This is a genomic window from Rhizobium sp. RAF36 (assembly GCF_052114105.1).
Classification (GTDB): Bacteria; Pseudomonadota; Alphaproteobacteria; order Rhizobiales; family Rhizobiaceae; genus Rhizobium.
In genome coordinates this window covers 451,355-468,789 of sequence record NZ_JBFREC010000003.1, presented here as the reverse complement: position 1 = coordinate 468,789, position 17,435 = coordinate 451,355, and the positions used below count along the sequence as shown (strand labels likewise).

At 57.2% G+C, this 17,435-nt stretch carries 20 protein-coding genes and 1 pseudogene; 8 read left to right on the top strand and 13 right to left on the bottom strand.

Translation table 11 applies throughout. From position 1 onward, the window contains the following. Window positions 1-51: 51 nt before the first annotated feature. Window positions 52-441, bottom strand: a complete 390-nt coding sequence (locus AB4Z25_RS13745) for a winged helix-turn-helix transcriptional regulator (RefSeq protein ID WP_112390491.1) — start codon at window positions 439-441, stop codon at window positions 52-54. 85 nt (window positions 442-526) lie between these two features. On the opposite strand from AB4Z25_RS13745, the gene AB4Z25_RS13740 reads away from it, so the two are divergent. Continuing rightward, the gene (locus AB4Z25_RS13740; RefSeq protein ID WP_112390490.1) at window positions 527-1,258 is read left to right on the top strand and encodes an SDR family oxidoreductase; all 732 of its coding nucleotides are present in this window, start codon (window positions 527-529) and stop codon (window positions 1,256-1,258) included. A gap of 291 nt (window positions 1,259-1,549) precedes the next feature. Next, a pseudogene (locus AB4Z25_RS13735) lies at window positions 1,550-1,633 on the top strand (conjugal transfer protein TraH); the annotation flags it as partial. Window positions 1,634-2,132: 499 nt separating this feature from the next. Here the strand turns inward: AB4Z25_RS13735 and AB4Z25_RS13730 are convergent. Continuing rightward, complete coding sequence (locus AB4Z25_RS13730; protein ID WP_112390489.1) at window positions 2,133-2,537, bottom strand: PAS domain-containing protein; 405 nt, start codon at window positions 2,535-2,537, stop codon at window positions 2,133-2,135. Window positions 2,538-3,513: 976 nt separating this feature from the next. Between AB4Z25_RS13730 and AB4Z25_RS13725 the strand changes: the two genes are divergently transcribed. Then, entirely contained in the window at window positions 3,514-4,416 is a 903-nt protein-coding gene (locus AB4Z25_RS13725) for a hypothetical protein (RefSeq protein WP_442208231.1), read from the top strand. 198 nt (window positions 4,417-4,614) lie between these two features. Here AB4Z25_RS13725 and AB4Z25_RS13720 read toward each other — a convergent pair whose 3' ends face one another. Then, window positions 4,615-4,794, bottom strand: coding sequence for a DUF3309 family protein (locus AB4Z25_RS13720; protein ID WP_112390487.1), 180 nt, complete (start codon window positions 4,792-4,794; stop codon window positions 4,615-4,617). A 330-nt stretch (window positions 4,795-5,124) separates the two neighbouring features. Here AB4Z25_RS13720 and AB4Z25_RS13715 point away from each other — a divergent pair, with 330 nt between their 5' ends. The 5 genes from AB4Z25_RS13715 (at window position 5,125) to AB4Z25_RS13695 (ending at window position 9,180) form a co-directional block, all read left to right on the top strand. Continuing rightward, window positions 5,125-5,286 carry a hypothetical protein gene (locus AB4Z25_RS13715; protein ID WP_310295772.1) on the top strand — a complete coding sequence of 54 codons (162 nt, stop codon included), beginning with the start codon at window positions 5,125-5,127 and terminating at the stop codon, window positions 5,284-5,286. Between the two features lie 878 nt (window positions 5,287-6,164). After that, window positions 6,165-7,082 (top strand): non-homologous end joining protein Ku, encoded by a 918-nt coding sequence (gene ku / locus AB4Z25_RS13710; protein WP_112444242.1) that lies wholly within the window; start codon window positions 6,165-6,167, stop codon window positions 7,080-7,082. 13 nt (window positions 7,083-7,095) lie between these two features. Continuing rightward, complete coding sequence (gene ku / locus AB4Z25_RS13705) at window positions 7,096-7,926, top strand: non-homologous end joining protein Ku (protein ID WP_112390484.1); 831 nt, start codon at window positions 7,096-7,098, stop codon at window positions 7,924-7,926. Beyond that, window positions 7,913-8,173 carry a hypothetical protein gene (locus tag AB4Z25_RS13700; protein WP_112390483.1) on the top strand — a complete coding sequence of 87 codons (261 nt, stop codon included), beginning with the start codon at window positions 7,913-7,915 and terminating at the stop codon, window positions 8,171-8,173. The genes ku (AB4Z25_RS13705) and AB4Z25_RS13700 overlap by 14 nt, the downstream gene beginning before the upstream one ends. Window positions 8,174-8,952: 779 nt before the next feature. Further along, on the top strand, window positions 8,953-9,180 hold the full coding sequence (locus tag AB4Z25_RS13695) for a hypothetical protein (RefSeq protein ID WP_112390481.1): 228 nt from the start codon (window positions 8,953-8,955) through the stop codon (window positions 9,178-9,180). A gap of 173 nt (window positions 9,181-9,353) precedes the next feature. Here AB4Z25_RS13695 and AB4Z25_RS13690 read toward each other — a convergent pair whose 3' ends face one another. The 10 genes from AB4Z25_RS13690 to AB4Z25_RS13645 all read right to left on the bottom strand — a co-directional run bounded on the left by AB4Z25_RS13690 (window position 9,354) and on the right by AB4Z25_RS13645 (window position 17,001). Further along, complete coding sequence (locus AB4Z25_RS13690) at window positions 9,354-9,563, bottom strand: hypothetical protein (protein ID WP_442208230.1); 210 nt, start codon at window positions 9,561-9,563, stop codon at window positions 9,354-9,356. A 162-nt stretch (window positions 9,564-9,725) separates the two neighbouring features. Continuing rightward, on the bottom strand, window positions 9,726-10,199 hold the full coding sequence (locus AB4Z25_RS13685; protein WP_112390480.1) for a GNAT family N-acetyltransferase: 474 nt from the start codon (window positions 10,197-10,199) through the stop codon (window positions 9,726-9,728). Between the two features lie 92 nt (window positions 10,200-10,291). Next, complete coding sequence (locus AB4Z25_RS13680; protein WP_112390479.1) at window positions 10,292-10,474, bottom strand: hypothetical protein; 183 nt, start codon at window positions 10,472-10,474, stop codon at window positions 10,292-10,294. A gap of 90 nt (window positions 10,475-10,564) precedes the next feature. Next, entirely contained in the window at window positions 10,565-10,756 is a 192-nt protein-coding gene (locus tag AB4Z25_RS13675; RefSeq protein ID WP_112390478.1) for a hypothetical protein, read from the bottom strand. 281 nt (window positions 10,757-11,037) lie between these two features. Next, on the bottom strand, window positions 11,038-11,961 hold the full coding sequence (locus tag AB4Z25_RS13670; protein ID WP_112390477.1) for a hypothetical protein: 924 nt from the start codon (window positions 11,959-11,961) through the stop codon (window positions 11,038-11,040). Next, window positions 11,951-13,426, bottom strand: a complete 1,476-nt coding sequence (locus AB4Z25_RS13665) for an HsdM family class I SAM-dependent methyltransferase (RefSeq protein WP_112390476.1) — start codon at window positions 13,424-13,426, stop codon at window positions 11,951-11,953. Before AB4Z25_RS13665 ends, AB4Z25_RS13670 begins: the two co-directional genes overlap by 11 nt. Before the next feature lie 851 nt (window positions 13,427-14,277). After that, window positions 14,278-14,964, bottom strand: a complete 687-nt coding sequence (locus tag AB4Z25_RS13660; protein ID WP_112390521.1) for a hypothetical protein — start codon at window positions 14,962-14,964, stop codon at window positions 14,278-14,280. Window positions 14,965-15,317: 353 nt separating this feature from the next. Continuing rightward, window positions 15,318-15,863: a hypothetical protein gene (locus AB4Z25_RS13655; RefSeq protein ID WP_148194361.1), complete on the bottom strand. Its 546-nt coding sequence runs from the start codon at window positions 15,861-15,863 to the stop codon at window positions 15,318-15,320. 29 nt (window positions 15,864-15,892) lie between these two features. Then, a complete protein-coding gene (locus tag AB4Z25_RS13650) occupies window positions 15,893-16,471 on the bottom strand; it encodes a hypothetical protein (RefSeq protein WP_442208229.1) in 579 nt (192 codons plus the stop codon). A gap of 107 nt (window positions 16,472-16,578) precedes the next feature. Next, complete coding sequence (locus tag AB4Z25_RS13645) at window positions 16,579-17,001, bottom strand: hypothetical protein (protein WP_112390473.1); 423 nt, start codon at window positions 16,999-17,001, stop codon at window positions 16,579-16,581. Window positions 17,002-17,435 lie beyond the last annotated feature (434 nt).

Genomic DNA, 17,435 nt, shown 5'->3' with positions numbered 1-17,435 from the left:
CCATGGCCACTTGGGCGACACCCGACGGCCTATCTCAACGGCCGAGGTGGCTTAGCCCTTGGCCGCCTTGTCGTAGCGTACAGACGCAGCCTCGATGTGAGGCCCATTTTCGAGCGACCATGCGCAAAGCGCTTCGAACGGCTCGCGGAGCGAATGGCCAAGCGGCGTAATCGCATACTCGACGCCGATCGGTTGCGTTGACAATACGGTCCTTGTCACAAGGCCGTTCCGCTCGAGCCGCTTCAATGCATCGGCAAGCGCCTTGTGGGTGATTCCGTTCAGACGCCGTTTGATCTCGTTGAAACGCGAAGGTTTCGGGCAGATCACAGTGAGGATCAAGATTGTCCACTTGTCGGCGATCTTGTCGAGAACAGGACGCACAACGGTCATGTTGTTGAGAGCGCACTGAGAAAGGGTTTCGAGGTCGGTATACTGGTCCATATCTAAGCTACTCAAGGTGCGTAATTGATATCAGATTTACGACGTATATCATCTTCCGACCATCAATAGGAAGGCAGGACGTATAATGGCCCGTATGCAGGACAAAGTCGCGCTCGTCGTAGGCGGCGCAAAGGGAATTGGTTTGGCGATCGCGAACCGGCTGGCTGCCGAGGGAGCGACTGTCTTCATCACTAGCCGTCGGATTGACGATGTCGAAAAGGCTGCCGCCGAAATCGGCGATAAGGTAGTGGGCATCGCGGCAAACGCAAGTTCTCCAGAAGACATGGTAAACGTCGTGGCCCAAGTTCAGCAGGCGAATGGACGTATCGATGCGCTCGTCCTAAACGCCGGAATTTCAGAGCCCGCCCAAATTAGCGAGGAAACGGTTGAACATTTCGACCGTCACTTCGACGTCAACGTACGAGGGACGGTTTTCGCTTTACAGGCAGCTTTGCCGGCAATGCAAGAAGGGAGCTCAGCCGTGCTCATAGGTTCAATCGCGGATGTCGCTGGCATCCCGGCCTACGGCACGTACGCCGCGACAAAAGCTGCGCTTCGATCCTATGCGAGGACATGGACGGCCGAACTGGCCAGCAGGGGTATACGGGTAAATGTCGTCGCTCCTGGGCCTACTGATACTGAGATGATGGCAGCGGTGCCTGAGGACGTCCGCGAGGCCTTGATCGCGCCCATACCCTTGGGACGGATGGCACGTCCAGCTGAAATTGCAGCGGCAACGCTGTTCTTGCTGAGCGACGAGGCGAGCTATATCGCCGGCGCTGAGCTGTGTGTCGACGGGGGCATGCGCCAAGTGTAGGAATTCTAACTGAACAAATTCGGACGTTCCAGCTCCGCCTGGAGCGTCCTCCATCGTCAATTAAAATTCCGGCTTTTCACCTTCAGAATATCGATGTGCCATTCCGGTGTGCCGTGTCTTTACGGCCGCCCGATAAAACTGGGCGATTAGGTGAACCTGTCGCCCGACCGCTGTAGTCCGCTGGAGCAAATTGGGCGTGTCTGATCTTTGGTGATTTCGCAAGGTAGTCCGCCCGATGGGCGCCGCGATGTCGCCAAGATCTTCCGCATCGCGAAGTGATATGAAAATCCGACGAGCGACGTGTTCCCGCAGCTGTTCGATGACGCGATCCACGCCTGGCGGACCGGCAAGTTCGAGGGTGAGAGCGTGTTTTAAGCTGAGGATCCGGGGCCCGGTCGCGCAGCGCTCGGAGGTGGACGCCGAAGATGCTGACAAAGCCGAGGATAATGCACCCTCCGACATGCCGGAGGAACGCCGATCAAGCCCGATGATGCCGGCATCCGCATCGATCTGAAGAGGATCCGGGGGGCCAAAAGTGATGTTAGTCAAGATCGGACGTTTGTTAGATTAAAGATAGACGGCATTTCACCTTAAATTGGACGGTCATTGATTTAAGAGTGGCCGTATGACTGATCATTCGAATTCGAAGCCCCGACGCGAGCCTCTGTGCATCCGTCTGAGACTGAAGCCTGCCGTCCTCAGAGCGCAGCCATGGAGCGGGTCGCAAGGCCGCTAGCAAGCGGAAGGACGGGCGGTGTCAGGACGCCCGTTGGAGACCGATAGCAGCAACGCCCAGTAATCCACCATCGCCAACTGGCCTTGATCCAAAGCCAGGTGCTTGCTCCCCGACCCTATAGTTCAAGGGTTGGCGGCTTCAGTGATTGGCATCCTGCTGTTCATTCTCTGCGATGATCACCATGCCTGAATATGCCACCAGTGTACCGTCTCGCGTATGAAACGCTCTGCCGAAGGCCGCGACGGCTTGATAGGTGTGTTCAAAACTACGAACCCGGTAAACTTGCTGCTGCGGGATGTCCGCCACGATCGTATCTGTTATCGCTTTTGCCAGTGCTGGCCGGTCCTCGGGATGAACTTTGTCAAGGTAGGAATCAAGGGGTAAGCCGTGTTTGGCGTCACCTGGGTCGACACCAAAAAGACGAGCGACAGCGCCGTCAGCAAACACGAGATTAGACCGTATATCCCAGGTGTAGATGCCCGGCTCGCCCGGCAAATCTACGCCCACTTCAGTCGAGAATACTCGGCCAACTCCAATGGACATTGCTGCTCCCCTTGAATTGTTAAGGAGAAGCTAATGCTACGTCGAACAACTTCAAGACGCATGGACGTTGTGTCCAAACTATCGTTCAGCTCGATTTGGCTGCTAGACGATTTAGCATTTCAACCAAGTCCGACACCGATCTGGCATTTGATTTTTCTTGAATCACGTCATCGGACACATGTCCGTTTATTAGGCCAGAAAGCCGGTTCAAATGAGTTGATAGTGCAGATTGGTGAGACGTCTTCTTCGGCAGCGCCGCCGCGCCCCTAGACTGTTCTAGGAGCCGTGCGAGGATCTTCTCAATACCGTGCCTCTTGGTGTTTATATCGGATAACATGGACGTGCCTCAAATCGGTGTGAAGTGTCCTTATATTCAGATCGTGACACTTATGCCAGAACAATAGAATGACATTCAATTTACCGGGCCTATCAATCTAGGGTCACTGACGGAGCGTCGGTTGAAATATCATTGGGAGCCTTTGGAACCAGCGGGGAATGCCGACAAGCCTTGGTTTTGTGAGGAACGACGAAATCGGCACTCATTTTACCGACGTAGACATGTCCGGAAGCGTTTTGTCGCCAAGCCAGCTTCGGGTTCAAGTTACTTGAGTTGATCGCCTCTACAGCTGCTTAATCAAACAGTTCAGATCGGCTTGGTTGCTGCGTGAGCCCCACCGGCGCGCCCCGCCGCAAGCGATATGGTCACGCAAGGTGGCAACCCAACGGACGGCTGACGTCGTTACAAACTGATCGTCATAAGGCCGCGAGGTTTTAATGTACTGGCAAGCCAAGTCCCGGCTTCAACTCAACCCGAATAAAGCTCTGGAACCATTGTGCAACTCCCTCGTTTCATGCTCGCAAGATATTCATTTCAAAAGGAGTTTTCATCATGGGTCGCGGCATTCTACTCTGGCTTCTCGGTGTTCCCCTGCCGATCATAATTCTTCTCGCTCTCTTCGTAAGATAAGGGTCAAAGATGTCTCTTTTGGAAACACAGGGAGGTATTCCCGTCGAATCCTCCAGATCCGCCATCTCATGGGGCCCGATTTTGGGGGGCGCTTTCGCGGCCATCGGGGTCACGCTCATTCTCTTACTTCTTGGCTCTGGTGTTGGCCTGACGATGGTCTCGCCCTGGTCTGGGGAGAGCAGCTCCGCGGCCACCGTAGGCATTACAGCCGCGATTTGGCTTGTCGTCGTTCAATGGCTCTCTTCGGCGCTCGGCGGTTACTTGACTGGACGACTCCGGACGAAATGGGCAGCCACCCATACTGACGAAGTCTTCTTCCGAGACACTGCCCACGGCTTCATCAGCTGGGCCATATCGACGGTTTTCGTGGTGGGTTTTCTGGCTTCGTCTCTAACCTCGCTGGCAGGCGCAGGCGCAAGTGCTGCAGGTGCTGCGGCAACGGCGGCTGGAGCGACTACAGCGGCGTCCACCACTTCGACACAACCCGATCTCGCGACTTCCTATTTCACAGATGCCCTTCTGCGGCCTGAGCGCGTCAGCACGAATGCTTCAAGGGACGACGGCGCGGCTTCGGCCGAGATTTCGAGAATTCTGTTGAACGACGCCGCGAAGGGCGAGATTCCGGAAGGCGACAGGACCTACATCGCGAGCATCGTTGCCGCTCGGAGCGGATTGTCAGAGGCGGACGCCCGTACTCGGGTAGACGCGGTCCTCAAGCAAATCGACGACGCTAAGGTTGCCGCGCAGACTGCTGCTGACAAGGCAAGAAAGGCCGCAGCTACGACGGCGCTTGTCGGATCGATCTCACTTCTCATCGGTGCCTTTATTGCTAGTGGCGCTGCAGCTCTTGGCGGTCGCCAGCGCGACGATGAAGAGGATGTCCTCCTGATGGGCCGCGGCCCGTTCGCGTAATCCGTGGGCAAAATATTCCGTCGATGGTGTCACCATCGACGGATTTCCCTTCTATGCAGGTGTTCCCACCGTTTCCACACGAAGTTATAACTGTTACGGCGCTTTCCGTGGCTTACGTTTGCAAAAAAAACCGTGGGTAGGAGACCCACGGTTTCATATTTTTTCTGAGGACAGTCGGCCCCCCCTCCGCCGCGTATGTCACACAGGAGCTACGGCGCCTCCATGGAGCCCACCCAACAGCCAGAGAACGATCAAGACGACGACAATCAGACCGAGGACGCCGCCGAGCCCGCGGCCTCCATAACGGCCGTGAGCATAGTAGCCGCCGCCGCCGCCTAGCACGAGGATTAACACGACAATAATCAAAAGGGTACTCATGCGTTTTCTCCGAGTTTCTACGAATCAAATGACTTCGACCCGGACCTAAAATGACAGCATTCGCGGCCCAGCTACCGTAAACACTGGACACGCTGGGATTGTTCCCGCTCTAGGCGATCTCCAAGAATATCCGGTCGGCGACGAGAACACATCAACGAGCCGTTGAACATTCCCGCGCCAATGCCGTTCGAGCTGACTCAAGAGTGTTACCGATGAGGGGCGGCTATGGAATTCCGTCCGCAGAACCACCATATCTCATCCAAGCGGCAGCAGTCCCTTCGAGAGGGCCATTGATAGCGCTGCATCACCACAGAAGCACAGGAGAACATCATGACTGACGCCAAGGGCGCACCTGCGTCCGAAAAACCTTACGACGCAATCACGCTAGCGAAGAAACACAGGATCTCCGTCGAGGACGCACAGACGATCATCGAGGAGCACGGAGACAATCGGAAGCTCGTCGACAAGGCCGCCAGGCGCATCGCTGCCTAGCTCGCGGGTCAAGGAGTTCGACCATGACTATACAGAAAGGAAGGGCAGTCGAGGCTGCGTTGACGAAGACGCAGCGCGATGCAGTCACTGCGATCCGACGGTTTCGTCACCAACGGAAAGTCGGCAGTACGTGGCTGGTCGGAGACCGTCGTCTCTCTCGGGGTGTCATTTCTGATTTGGAGAAGATGAGGCTTGTCCGAGAGGTGACGGCAGGCGGCAGTCCCGTCCTCACATACATCGGTGAAGGCGACTGAGACCATAGGCAACGGCTCCTCATTCCTGCAAATGAAAAGGGCGCTTCTCGACATCACGTCGGAGCGCCCTTGTTCGGAGATGGCGACGTTGCGGCGGGGCCATCGTCCGAGAACAGTATCTGAGCGGATTCGCAAATGCCTCGCAAGTGACGCCTTTCTTCCCGCTTTCGATGGGGCAAGCTCTACCCACATCCTTTCCACTGTCTATCCACAGGGTATCCGCAGGCTAACTGATTGATCTCAGGGCACTCTCGCCTTTCGCCGCCATGGTGTGGATAAATCGAGTGCGACGAAATGGTTACAGAGGGCTTTCCATTGGCCGAAACGGATTCCGTTTAAGAGTCGATAGGACTATTGTCGCCAACGCTTTCCTTGAGAGCAGGCGGCGGACCTCGGAGAGCGCGGCGGCGAGCACTCGATGCTCCCGCCGCTTCCACGCCCTGGCGAAACGGCCATCTTCCACCGTCTACGACCTGAAGTCGAACTCCAGTCGCCGAGCTGCGCACCGGAATCAATTTCTGAGCGCGATTCCGTAAGTCATTGAAAAATGATTCGTTTCGAGTCGGAACGAATCACCCTCGCACGTCTTTGAATCACGACCCAAGTGATTCGGAGTGGAGCGTCATGGCATCGGGACACCGCGCACAGTGGAAAGGCTTTCTTAAATTTGGTGAAGTGAGCTGCGGCGTGGCCCTCTATACAGCGGCCAGCACATCCGAGCGCATCACTTTCAACACGATCAACAAGGCGACGGGTAACCGCGTTAATCGCGTGTTCGTCGACAGCGAGACCGAAGAACGGGTTGAGCGGGAATCTCAGACCAAAGGCTTCGAGATCGAGAACGGGCAATACATCATCATCGATCCCGAGGAAGTGGCAGCGACAATCCCGGAGAGCAACAAGACGCTCGAGATCGACGCTTTCATCCCATGCTCCGAAGTCGACGATGTGTATTTCGACAAGCCTTATTACCTGACCCCGGACAAAATGGGTGCCGACGCTTTCGTGGCCCTTCGCGACGGCATGAAGAAGTCGAACGTCGCAGCCATTGCTAGAGCTGTCCTATTCCGCCGGGTGCGCTCGGTGTTGATCCGCCCCCATGGCAAGGGCCTGGTGGCAACCACCATGAACTACGACTACGAGGTCCGATCCTCGAAGAAGGCGTTCGAGGAAGTTCCCAAGCTGCAGATCGAGGGCGAAATGCTCGATCTCGCCAAGCACATCATCAGCACGAAGAAGGGCACGTTCGATCCGGCAACGTTCGATGACCGCTATGAAGCCGCCCTCGCCGAATTGGTGAAAACCAAGATCGAAGGCAAGGCGCTGCCGAAGGCAAGAAAGGTCGAAGTCTCGAAGCCGAACGACCTGCTAGCCGCCCTCCGCGAGAGCGCCGGATTGCTGAAGTCTGGGGCGTCCACCGAGTCCAAACCGAAACGCACTGCGGCCAATGCCAATCAGGGCACAGGTCGGCAGCGCGCCGCGCGCGGGGTGGCCGCGAAGGCCGCCTCCTCCAAGGCTGCCCCGCAGCGCAAGGCAAGCTGAGGGAGATCGATCGATGGCACCCAAATATTATTGGAAAGGCTACCTCAAGCTCTCGCTCGTCACCTGCCCCGTGGCGATGACCCCGGCGACGTCCGAGTCCGAGAAGGTCCGCTTCCACACCCTCAACAAAGACACTGGAAACCGGGTCGTTTCGCAGTACGTCGACTCCGTGACCGGAAAGGCACTGAAGCAAGGCGCAGAGGCCAAAGGCTATGCTCGTGGTGAGAATGACTACGTGATCCTCACGGACGACGATCTCGACCGCGTCGCTCTCGACACCGTTAAGACCATCGACATCGAGAAATTCGTCCCTCCGGATTCGATCGAGTGGGTTTATCTGGAGAAGCCTCACTATCTTACCCCCGATAACGCCGTCGGCAACGAGGCCTTCGCGGTTATCAGAGATGCCATGAAGTCGGACAACGTCGTCGGCGTCTCGAAACTCGTGATCGGTCGCCGTGAGCGTGCCGTCATCCTCGAACCCCGCGAGGAAGGCATTGTCCTGTGGTCACTCCGTTTCGGCGACGAAGTGCGCCCGGAGGAGAGCTATTTCGAGGACATCGAGGACGAAGCCGATCCCGACCTGATCCCGCTGGTACAGAAACTCATAAAGCAGAAATCGGCACACTGGTCGCCCGACATGGTCAGCGATCCAATACAGACGAGCCTGCTGAATCTGATAGCCGAGAAGAAGAAGGCGATGAAGCCGAAGAAGGCGGCCAGAGGCAAACGTTCGGATGCCGCTCCGAAGGATAACGTCGTCAACATAATGGATGCTCTGAGGAAGAGCGTCGATGCCGATCTCCGAGGTAGGAAGGCGGCCTCATCCCATGCATCTTCTTGAAACCAAAGTCGCTCACGAAAAGACAGGGTGGCGCGTAGACTTTCTTGGCGACGACGGGGAGTTGGTGTCGATCAAGGTCGCTGACGGGCACGCATTCAGCGAGGAAGAGGCCATCGTTCACGCCAAGGAGGTAATGGTGCAACTGACTGCATTTGGCACCCGCGGTGGCGGTCGAAGCATTAACGCCTATGACGCTGCGAGCAATGGCAACTTCGACGACGAGCCGCCGTTCGGTACTTGGCACTGATATGTGACATTTGGCAGATGGCACGCGTGAATGAGACGTTTTTTCCTCACACGCCTGATGTCGCGGCTTCACGCTGCCTTCAAGCGAAGCTGTGCCTGGGGCAATGGTGGCTCGCTTGATGAAGGTGAATGGCATTATCGCTGAAGATCCGGAAGACGACAGACGCTAATTAAAGCGCCTTTTACAGTTCCAAAAAAGCGCGGCCGCTTTGGTCGTTCCGGGCACGGTCGGGCTACGATCTCGGAATAGTGCGACGGCGTACCAACACTGTCACGAAAGCATCGCCCAAATGCAGAGACGCAAATCTGGCTGCCATATACCTACCCCTTGACTATTGCTTCATGAATGGCGCGCGCGACCTCAGGCTTGTCGCTCACCGAGATAGCACAATATGGTTGGCCCCGCTCAGCACTAAGGGCATGAAAGGCAAAAAGCGCTGCAAGTGGAGCATGCCCGTAACACCGTGTCTGAGTTGAGGTTCCAGGTGAATAAGCCTTCTACGCCAGCACGTGTGAGTGCCGCATCGCATTTCATCCATCCTTGTCTGCGTCGCGTCGCCTTCCTGTCGAGTCAATCGGTGGGAACAGACCGCTCTCGCCGTCGTTACTGCATGAATATGGAGAAGAGCATGACACGCTACCTTGACACGCCGGCTGCCGCGGAGCCGCCAAAGCCTGACATAAACACGCACATCCGCACCAATCCCAGGGTGAAGGGGATACTATGGACGGCGGGAATTGGCATGGGACTTCTCATCGTGATCGCTACTGTGATTTCTCATGTCCTATAAGGATGCCAGATCGGTCGATAGCCGCACCCATGTCAGAGAGGATCGATACCAGGCAATCCCGGGCGAGGACGGCTGGACGGTGGTGGATCGCTTGAGCGGTCTTCCAGCGGCTTCCAACGGCCGCGACTTCATCAAACTAAGAAAAACAGACGCGCGCGACATTTCAAATGAACTCAATAATTGCGAAAGAGAGGGCAAGCCCAGCCCGCTACTGTAAATTCTCTGATCGACGATTTCCGCATCGGTGCTTGCACGGGAAATCCACATACTTTGATAACTGAGCGGCCCGCCGGCAGCTATTCCGGGGTGTTGGGCCGCTTTGAGGCTTCTTCGTAACGGCGGATGTCAGGGCGCCATTCAACTGCCTTTGACGATCGCATAAAATTAATTTTACGGAAAACCAGCGACCCAACTGCTGGAGAAAAGCATGCGCTCGGGATCGCCATCGAGGCCCTCGGTGATATCGAAAGCAATTAAGCGCTCGACGACCCCATCGAAGTCATGCATCCGCAATGCGAGATGCCAGCTGTTGCGATCAATCGCCGGCCACTTACGGGACGTTCCTTCGTGGTCTACCGCGTGCAGCTGCAAATCGCGCACCCGTGGCGTCCCTCACCGGAAAGTCAAGACGTGGAATATCCGTCAGCCCAACCAAGTCTCGGTAGGATAGGGGCGAAGTTTTGAGATCCGCCGTGATGATCGATGCGTGATGCAGAGCAGGAACGGGATTCTGTCTTCGAACCGCCAGCGCGCAATGCGAGGTCAGGGACCAGAACCATCTAGTGAGCAGCACTTGCAGACCGTCGTTTCGGTTGTCCGATACGTTCGAAAACCCATCCGCTCGTAGTACGCCTGTGCAATGTCGTTGCCTATTCCGATAAAGGCCTCGATTTTCTCAAGCCCCGCTTCGATGGCCGCCTGTCGGGTCGTCCCGAACAGCTCGCGCCCGACACCAGTCCTGGCTGCGTCTGGAGAGACATGCGTGCCGACAATGCCCCATCCAACTGGCGTGTCATAGGGATTATCATCAGTCGCTCGGATCAGCGATTGAAAGCCGAGTAGGTTTCCGTTGTCGTCCTCGGCCAGGGAACAGCGGATGCCAGCCGGATTGTCGATATAATGCTCGCGAACGAATTCGACGTCTGCTCTTGCCGTCCGCTTTCCGGCAGCAACCAGCCGCTTGAGCATTTCACTTATAGGAAGAGCGTCTTCAGCCTCTGCTGTCCGAATCTTCACTGTAACCTCGCTCCGGAGCTGTGGTGATCGACCGCCGGCCGTCTCAATATGTCGGCCGCACCGGGAATGTAGGTCGAGACAGCACGACTACGCTAGAGTTGACGACCCTGGTTTTGAGCCTGTTCCAGTGCCAGCGCGTGGCGTTCTTTCTTTGCCTCGCGTCTACGCTGTTCCGCTGTCAGGAAATTTCGTGCCGTTTGCGCGAAGCCTTGACGCGGCTCGTGTTTCCGTAAGTTGGAGAAGTCGCTGGGCTGTGATGCCGAATTCTCGGTCATGGGTGTTTCCTCTATTGCCGGGAGAGAACGCGCCAAGCAGTGAAAGGATACGGCGTCCGCCTGATTTTTTTCATGAGGATGGTATTGTCGTCACGATCGGCCTTCCATCGCCTGGATCATCATCATCGTATAGTCATCCATTGCAGGCGGCGGCACGTCGTTTTTGACCGCCTGCTCCGGCAGGATTTTATGCGCTGGATTGCCACCATGCGCGAATTGACGCGCCGACTTCTTTGCTCGGCTTGCCTTCAGGTCGATGCCGTTATCTCTGTTGCGTGACATCTTTGTGCTCCGTCTGCGACTTGATTCCTTCATGAACGGCAAGGAAGGAAATTCGTTCCGTGCGGAGTGGCCCGCGAAAAGGAAGAGAAGTGTGTCTCTCACTCGGCCAATGCCTGATTTTCAGGCGTTGACCCTACATCCTGTCGATCTTCCCAAAATGAGCGGGTTAATCACTTTCGCCAAATGTCGTCGTAATACATCACAAGTGGCGGGGATCAAGCGGTAGAACCCGATCTTGAACAAGGTCCGGTACCGACACGGCTTAGCGACGCTGGGCACTGCTACCCAGCTGTTCTGGCGCCGTACATCTGATTGTTGATCTGAATCAAAGCCGGCGAACTGATATCCCACTCGAGCCTACGTGTCACGCGGCTCAGATCTGGCGCGCTGGTAACGAAGCGCTCGTCGTAACGGAGATAGAGTGTCTCGAAGAAACTGGTCGTTGCAAGCGGGCTGGTTTCAGGGGGGAAAGGTTCGAAAAGCTTGTTCTTGGTGGGGCCTTCCATTTCGACCAGGCCGAAACCGATTGCTTCATAGCGGCTGACATCGTCACGGATCCCACGGCGCCCGACGAGCTCGCGCAGCGCATTGTGGAAGCGGACGATCCCGGCCACCGGCTCGCCGCCGATTGCAATCGCAATGTCGTTGGCCGCCAGGGCCTTCGCGGGGGCAGTCTCATTGCTGACGTCGTCAACAGCTTCGGCAGCGATATCGAGCGCGCGTTCCGTTTGTCGGTTTGCCCGCAGCAGGACGAGATAGCCGAGGACGAGAGCCGGATAGGTGATATGCAAATTGGTGCATTCGCCGATCGTCTCTTCCATGCGATTGGTCAGGTTACGGAACGCACCGGTTACGCCCTTGCAGGAGACAGCGAGTACGGGGCCGATCCCTTCCCTGGTCACGACAACATCGACGTTCTTGGTTTTCAGGCCGCCGAGCACAGTTCGTTCGCCGCCGCCGGCGACGGATGGATCATAGTGGAGAATAGGCACGCGGCCAGATTTGCGCTCTACCCGAAATGGCGGTCGCGGCGTGATGTCGACTGGATCGAAGCCTCCCTCGATCACCAGCCGGCAGGCAACATACCAATGCAGAGGCTTGATGTGGCTAGCACTTTGCGTCTTGCCTGAGAATTCCGCGAATTCCCTGAGCGCGTCTGCTTCGGTCGTCCAACGGCAGACATTACCTTCGATTTCAGTCGGCATAGTGTCTCCAGCGCTGAAGCGTCTGGATGGAGTCCAAAATTGCCTCGGAGGACTTCTTGTCTACCACGCGACCAGCCGGAAAGAGAATGTTACCGGCTTCACGCGGCTCCAGCTTCAGCATTCCACCTCCAAGCGCGTGGCCTTCGATCTCGCAGCTCAACCGGACGAAAGGCGTTTCCCACGAGGGGAGGAGTTTCGCTGCGAGCTTACGGTCGCGCAGCCTCACAGCGTGGACACTGTTTGTGCAGGTAACACCTGCGTCGTTTTTGACAAGGCTCGCTGCGCGGCCCGACATGTACTGAAGGATGTAATCGGGCTCCTGGACATCGGGAACCGAATACCAGGGGTCCCTCACCCGGCATTTATAGGCTTGCCGGGCTTCCCGACCAGGATTGCTATTGAGATAGCGCCTGACTGTGGCCGGCACTTCCTGTCCGCGGCTGATCTTGAGCAGCAGCATTGCCTGGTCATTGGCCTGCCAATCCGTCACAGTAGACTGGGTGATAGCGTCTTTCGGGAGCGAGCGCGCGTTGCGCACCGAGGGCTTGAGGAACTGTGATGGGATCCCAAGTTTCTCAGCCAGGGACGGTTTCAGGTGGAAGAAGTCGTTGTCGCCGCTAACATAACCGATCCCAACGGCTGCGAATTCCGAAAACCGACGGCTGTCCGGGTCCGCCGCGGCTACCTGATAAATCCCTCTTACCTCTTCCGAAATCAGGTACGGCCGCAATCTGCTATTCCAGATAGAACGCCACTCTCCGACGTTGACAAAGGTTGTTGCCGCGGGCGGTTGTGCGGCCGGTCTGTATTGATCTACAACTGACAGCTCGATGCGATCGGTCTTTTCGCCGAAGCCGTCGGCATAGAGAAGCCAGCAATCTTCGGACAGTTGCGGGAAGAGCTTCTGGCGCACGGCGACGATTTTCACCTGCCGGAACGAGGCGACGAGATACTCGATTAGCGGCGCAGCATAAGGAGCGTGGCCGATCTCGGCCGGCACGACAAAAGCCAGACGGCCGCCGGCCTTCAAAAGCGTAGCTGTCGACACCAAGAACGGCGCCCATGATGATGTCAGTCCGCTGAAGCGTGCGCCATGCGATAAGCAATGGGCGAGAGCGCGTTTGCGCATGTCGCCCTTGAAGGTCTGGTAGCGGATGAATGGCGGATTGCCGGCTGCACACTCGAAGCGTTCCGACGTCTCCGCCGCCCAGGTGAAGAAATCGCCCTCGTGCACGAGCGACCAGGGAGCGCGGTCCATGGCAGAGCGCGCTGATACGAAGTCCTGCTCGATGCCGACGGAATTGCGGTGGTGGACAAGGAAGTTGCCATCGCCGCAGGATGGATCTAGCAGCCGATCGTCGTCATGACGCAGCGCCCAACGCACGAGGGCGGCCGCAATATCATCCGGCGTGAAATACGCGCCCGATTGCTTCTGCGGCGGTCGAATCGATTGTCCTGTGTCCATGGCGCCACCTTAGGGAAATGGGAGTGCTTTTCAAACATAGACGGGCATGAGTTTCAAGAACATAAATAGAACGAGCGTCTGTTAGCCTCGAAGCTTTTTTTGCTTGAAGGTGGCCGGTTTGGAATTGGGGACGAACTCGCCATTCGTCCTTTTGAGAGATTTCGTCGAGAGTAAACCGTCAGCCGACAAAGACATGCAGGGCAGCCCGGCACCGTTGGACAGGAAGCGGCGATTGGTACTCAGGGAAACTCGAAGACGAGAGATTAGCGCTGAGGCCGTCTTGCTCCTCCGGCAGACCGAGGGCACCTGCGAACCGATAAGGGCCAGAAAGACAACAGATCGATCCAACCCAGCGCCACCATCAAACAAGCAAACCGCCAGAGCTCTGTTCAATGATGCGTAGCCCCGATCGGGGGATTGGTCCGTCCAAATGCGTAGTTTCAGCGCCAGACCCTGGAGCTAACAAGACCCAACGAGGACTGGCTGCACCCACGCACATGCGGCCGTAGCTCCTCGACCAGCAAGCCCGGATACGTTGCCGTCGCTGCTATGGCAATGCTTGTGCGGACAAATGAATAAGCTTCCATCTCGTCGAGGCATCCGCCATGATGGACGCTGCCTTTTACATGCGTCACAGTAGCTCTGTCCCAACCTATCGAACGAAACCCGCGTGATAGCTGGCGTCCTCTATCATGAGCACGTAAAATTGTTTTCTAACTCGGGCCACAGGCAACGGAAATCAATCTCAGAGTTGGCGCTCTTTTGCGGCCAGCTGAAGAGGATTTGCCGGCAGATGAACACTCGCAGCATGCTAAGATGGCGCTTTCCAACGTTACCGGAATGTCGTTCCTCTAGCCGCCGACACCCGGCGTCCAGCCCTCGCCGCCTGTCTTGGGGAAGAGCTCCGTCACATTGGAACCGTTGGCCGGAAGGGGGCCGGAAATTGGTTTAGCTCGCGATCGCCGTTCGCCGGCCGCCTGCACGACCGATGCCAACCCCTCGCGCTGCTGATAATAGTCAGGCTTCTCCGGAAGATGGAGTGTAAATTCAGCGCATATCCGCTCGATAAGGTCCATCGCCTTTGCGGCTAAAACCGCATATCCTTCCTGGCGACGTTCAAAGAAGCTGTCGAAACCGGGGCTCGAGAGATCGAGACTGTCCAGCGCATTCCCAAGGTTGGCGACGCGGTTGGAAAGCCACAGGGTCTCGTTGAAAAACTCGTCTCCGAGCAACATGATATCTTGAGCCGGCGGCAGAACCAGAATGGGGTCTGGAGTGTGAAAGACGAATTCACCCTCGTTGACGGGGTTAAACTCTGGCTCGTCGTTGGCTGCGGCGTAAGCGGCGCCAACGAAATCGTCCAAAGCAAGGACGGTCAGCATCGCGGACCTGCGCGCGGCCGCCTTCTCGACGCGTCTACGACCGCCACTCGCCCATCGTAACGCGCTCGGCACGATCGAACCGGCCGCAAAACCGCCCGCTCCGATGATTGCTCCGATCACCATGATGCCCTGCGTTGTCTCGAAAAACTGCGTCAACACCCACCTCGTAAAGTTCGAGAAGTGACTTGCATCGGTCGCACGCAGCACGGAATGACGACCGGCTTCTGCAGTGTGCCTCGCTTGGAAGCGATTGGAAATGCTTCTCTTAAAATGCGACCCGACCGGGCAGCTTTCAAGGGCCGGCCGCCATCATATCAGACAGAGTGAGCGGGCCTTGAGGCCCTTCATTCCACAATCGGCGCCGACCTGTCACGCGCGATTGCCGGCTGAGACGACAGAGAAGGCCGCTTTTCACGCACATCCGCCAATCGATTGGCTTTTCTCAGCTCTATTTGCAAGACCTGCTTCGTTTGGCCGAACCGGTCAGGGCCTTAGATATCAAGCGAATTTCAGGTGTTGAACCGCGCAAGCCTTCCCCGAAGCTCTGCGTTTTCCGTAATCAGCCGCGCATGCAGCATCTGCCGCAGGCGATAGTTCTCTGCTTCGAGTTCGGAAAGTTCGTCCGCACGCAGAACGGCAACCTGTTTTGCTCGTCGCTGCCGGACCGGCGATCGCGAAACACGTTCTGGCTTGCCGGGCTGTCTAGCGGCAGCAACGGTATGGACAACCTCATCCAGGCCGGCACTATCGGTTTGAGCGGTGCCATGCGCTAAAGCCTCACGCTGTGTCTCTCGTGCCTCTTCTTCAGCTGGTAAACTCAATGCTTGCTTTGCATTGCCTTCCGAAGACACGGACCTGTCGCGATGATCGGATGGAACCGCTTGGGGCAAGGTCTTGGCTGAAATAGCAGGCGCCGGCTCCTCGCCCCTGTCCGCTTCAGTTTCGCGCGTCAGCGCCTCAAGGTCAGTGCCGCTCCAGATGGAGGCTTTTGCGCCACGGGTTCGGCGGCGCGATTGCCTTACTTCGACAACGAAGGCTCGCTGTTGTCTTCTCATGTCATTCCTATGTTACGTATTCGGGTCCATCAGCCGCGTGTAAAACGCGCATGCATCGCCTTAAGCTGTTCGTTCTGCGCGCGCAACTTGCCAGCCAACTGGCGCCTCAATTGCCTGATCTCGTCATCCAGCTCGGCAGCTTCGGAACCCAAAGCCGGCTCAGCTTTCAACGGTCCAACGCGAGGCCGTAACTTGGACCGCTTCGCTGGCGGGGAAACCGGCGGCGTTTTCGATTTATTTGCAGGCGGCGCGCCCGTTTCGGCGGTATTGGCTTGCGGCTGTTGAGCCCCTCCGCCTGGCGCACGAGCATTTTGCTTTGGCTGCCTGGCCGGGGGCGGGGGCGTTGTCTCGCCAGCGATTACTGCCAATGGCGTCTTGCCAGTCTCTGTCCCATCACCAACAGCTGGCGTATTCCCCGCAGAACGACCCTCGTCCATGCTGCTGTTGGTCGAGGGGGACTGAAGGTCGACCAGGGTCTGTGGCGACGCAGGAACCTGCACCGTCTTGTCGGCAGGATCCTCATGCAGGACGGGATCCTCTTCGCCGATCTCCCTGTTCGCATCGCGGCGCGAGATGAACTGGCCCAGAAGTTTCCATGGTGATTTCATGTAATATACCCCGAACACATTGCAGCCGGGGCCGCGGCGCGAACCCGGTTGCCAGACCTTAGGGATCTAGGATCGACGGCAGCCTGAGCAACCGCCGTCGCTGGTAATTACTTAACGCCGAGCTTCTTGCGAAGGTCGACATTTTCGGCGCGGAGCTTGTCACCGAGCTGCTTGCGCAGGCGCTTGTTCTCGTCTTCGAGCTTCAGGAGTTCGGTCATCTCATCGGCGGCGGAAGAAATCGCGACCGTCGCAGCAGTCTGGGCCGCAGCGCGCTTGCGCCCGTCAACCTTTGGACCCTCCACCTTGGCTTTGCCTCTACGACGTACCACAGGCTGGGCATCTGGCTTGGTCTCGTCAGCCTTTACGGCGGCGCTCTTGCGCCCTCTTCCGGTCGTGGCAGCTGCGACAGGAGCAGTAGTGGGCGCAACTTTAGGCGTACGGGGAGCACGTTTCTTCTTTTCAGGAGCAGATGCAATCGGAGCAACACCCGCCGTGTCGGCAGCAGGGTTCTGGGTAATTTCGTCGGCCATCGGTTTTCTCCCTTTAAAGGCGAAGATGTTGTCGGATGTCCAACGCGCAGAGTCAATCGAGCCGCTTGGACGGCAGAATGACTAGCAAGCGAATCTTGTCCGGAGGCGACCTCGTTCCTTCCGGTCTCTTTCACAGCGGACGCATCGATCGACCGGTTGCGCACGGTCAGGTGAAAATGTCGATGGCGAAAGATTATGTCTGGTAAGGAGGCGCACCTGAACCTAGCGTCTGAAAAGAGGAGCTGACAAACTACTCACGCCGGCATTGCGCTTTGAGACACGCATCAAATGCGGAGCCCGCCGCGCGTCAAGCGGGGGTCAGCGGGCTCCTGCCGCGAGGCGGCGACGCAACTTGGAACGCGCAGCTGAGTCGATCCAAGCGCGGCATTCTCCGCTCCACAAGCATTCCGCAATAGGTTTAAATTCGGGTGAAA

Bases quoted from the DNA above. Each gene is read 5' to 3' on its own strand.
- AB4Z25_RS13745 (WP_112390491.1), bottom strand. From the start codon at position 441: ATGGACCAGTATACCGACCTCGAAACCCTTTCTCAGTGCGCTCTCAAC.
- AB4Z25_RS13740 (WP_112390490.1), top strand. From the start codon at position 527: ATGGCCCGTATGCAGGACAAAGTCGCGCTCGTCGTAGGCGGCGCAAAG.
- AB4Z25_RS13730 (WP_112390489.1), bottom strand. From the start codon at position 2,537: ATGTCCATTGGAGTTGGCCGAGTATTCTCGACTGAAGTGGGCGTAGAT.
- AB4Z25_RS13725 (WP_442208231.1), top strand. From the start codon at position 3,514: ATGTCTCTTTTGGAAACACAGGGAGGTATTCCCGTCGAATCCTCCAGA.
- AB4Z25_RS13720 (WP_112390487.1), bottom strand. From the start codon at position 4,794: ATGAGTACCCTTTTGATTATTGTCGTGTTAATCCTCGTGCTAGGCGGC.
- AB4Z25_RS13715 (WP_310295772.1), top strand. From the start codon at position 5,125: ATGACTGACGCCAAGGGCGCACCTGCGTCCGAAAAACCTTACGACGCA.
- ku (WP_112444242.1), top strand. From the start codon at position 6,165: ATGGCATCGGGACACCGCGCACAGTGGAAAGGCTTTCTTAAATTTGGT.
- ku (WP_112390484.1), top strand. From the start codon at position 7,096: ATGGCACCCAAATATTATTGGAAAGGCTACCTCAAGCTCTCGCTCGTC.
- AB4Z25_RS13700 (WP_112390483.1), top strand. From the start codon at position 7,913: ATGCATCTTCTTGAAACCAAAGTCGCTCACGAAAAGACAGGGTGGCGC.
- AB4Z25_RS13695 (WP_112390481.1), top strand. From the start codon at position 8,953: ATGTCCTATAAGGATGCCAGATCGGTCGATAGCCGCACCCATGTCAGA.
- AB4Z25_RS13680 (WP_112390479.1), bottom strand. From the start codon at position 10,474: ATGACCGAGAATTCGGCATCACAGCCCAGCGACTTCTCCAACTTACGG.
- AB4Z25_RS13675 (WP_112390478.1), bottom strand. From the start codon at position 10,756: ATGTCACGCAACAGAGATAACGGCATCGACCTGAAGGCAAGCCGAGCA.
- AB4Z25_RS13670 (WP_112390477.1), bottom strand. From the start codon at position 11,961: ATGCCGACTGAAATCGAAGGTAATGTCTGCCGTTGGACGACCGAAGCA.
- AB4Z25_RS13665 (WP_112390476.1), bottom strand. From the start codon at position 13,426: ATGGACACAGGACAATCGATTCGACCGCCGCAGAAGCAATCGGGCGCG.
- AB4Z25_RS13655 (WP_148194361.1), bottom strand. From the start codon at position 15,863: ATGAGAAGACAACAGCGAGCCTTCGTTGTCGAAGTAAGGCAATCGCGC.
- AB4Z25_RS13650 (WP_442208229.1), bottom strand. From the start codon at position 16,471: ATGAAATCACCATGGAAACTTCTGGGCCAGTTCATCTCGCGCCGCGAT.
- AB4Z25_RS13645 (WP_112390473.1), bottom strand. From the start codon at position 17,001: ATGGCCGACGAAATTACCCAGAACCCTGCTGCCGACACGGCGGGTGTT.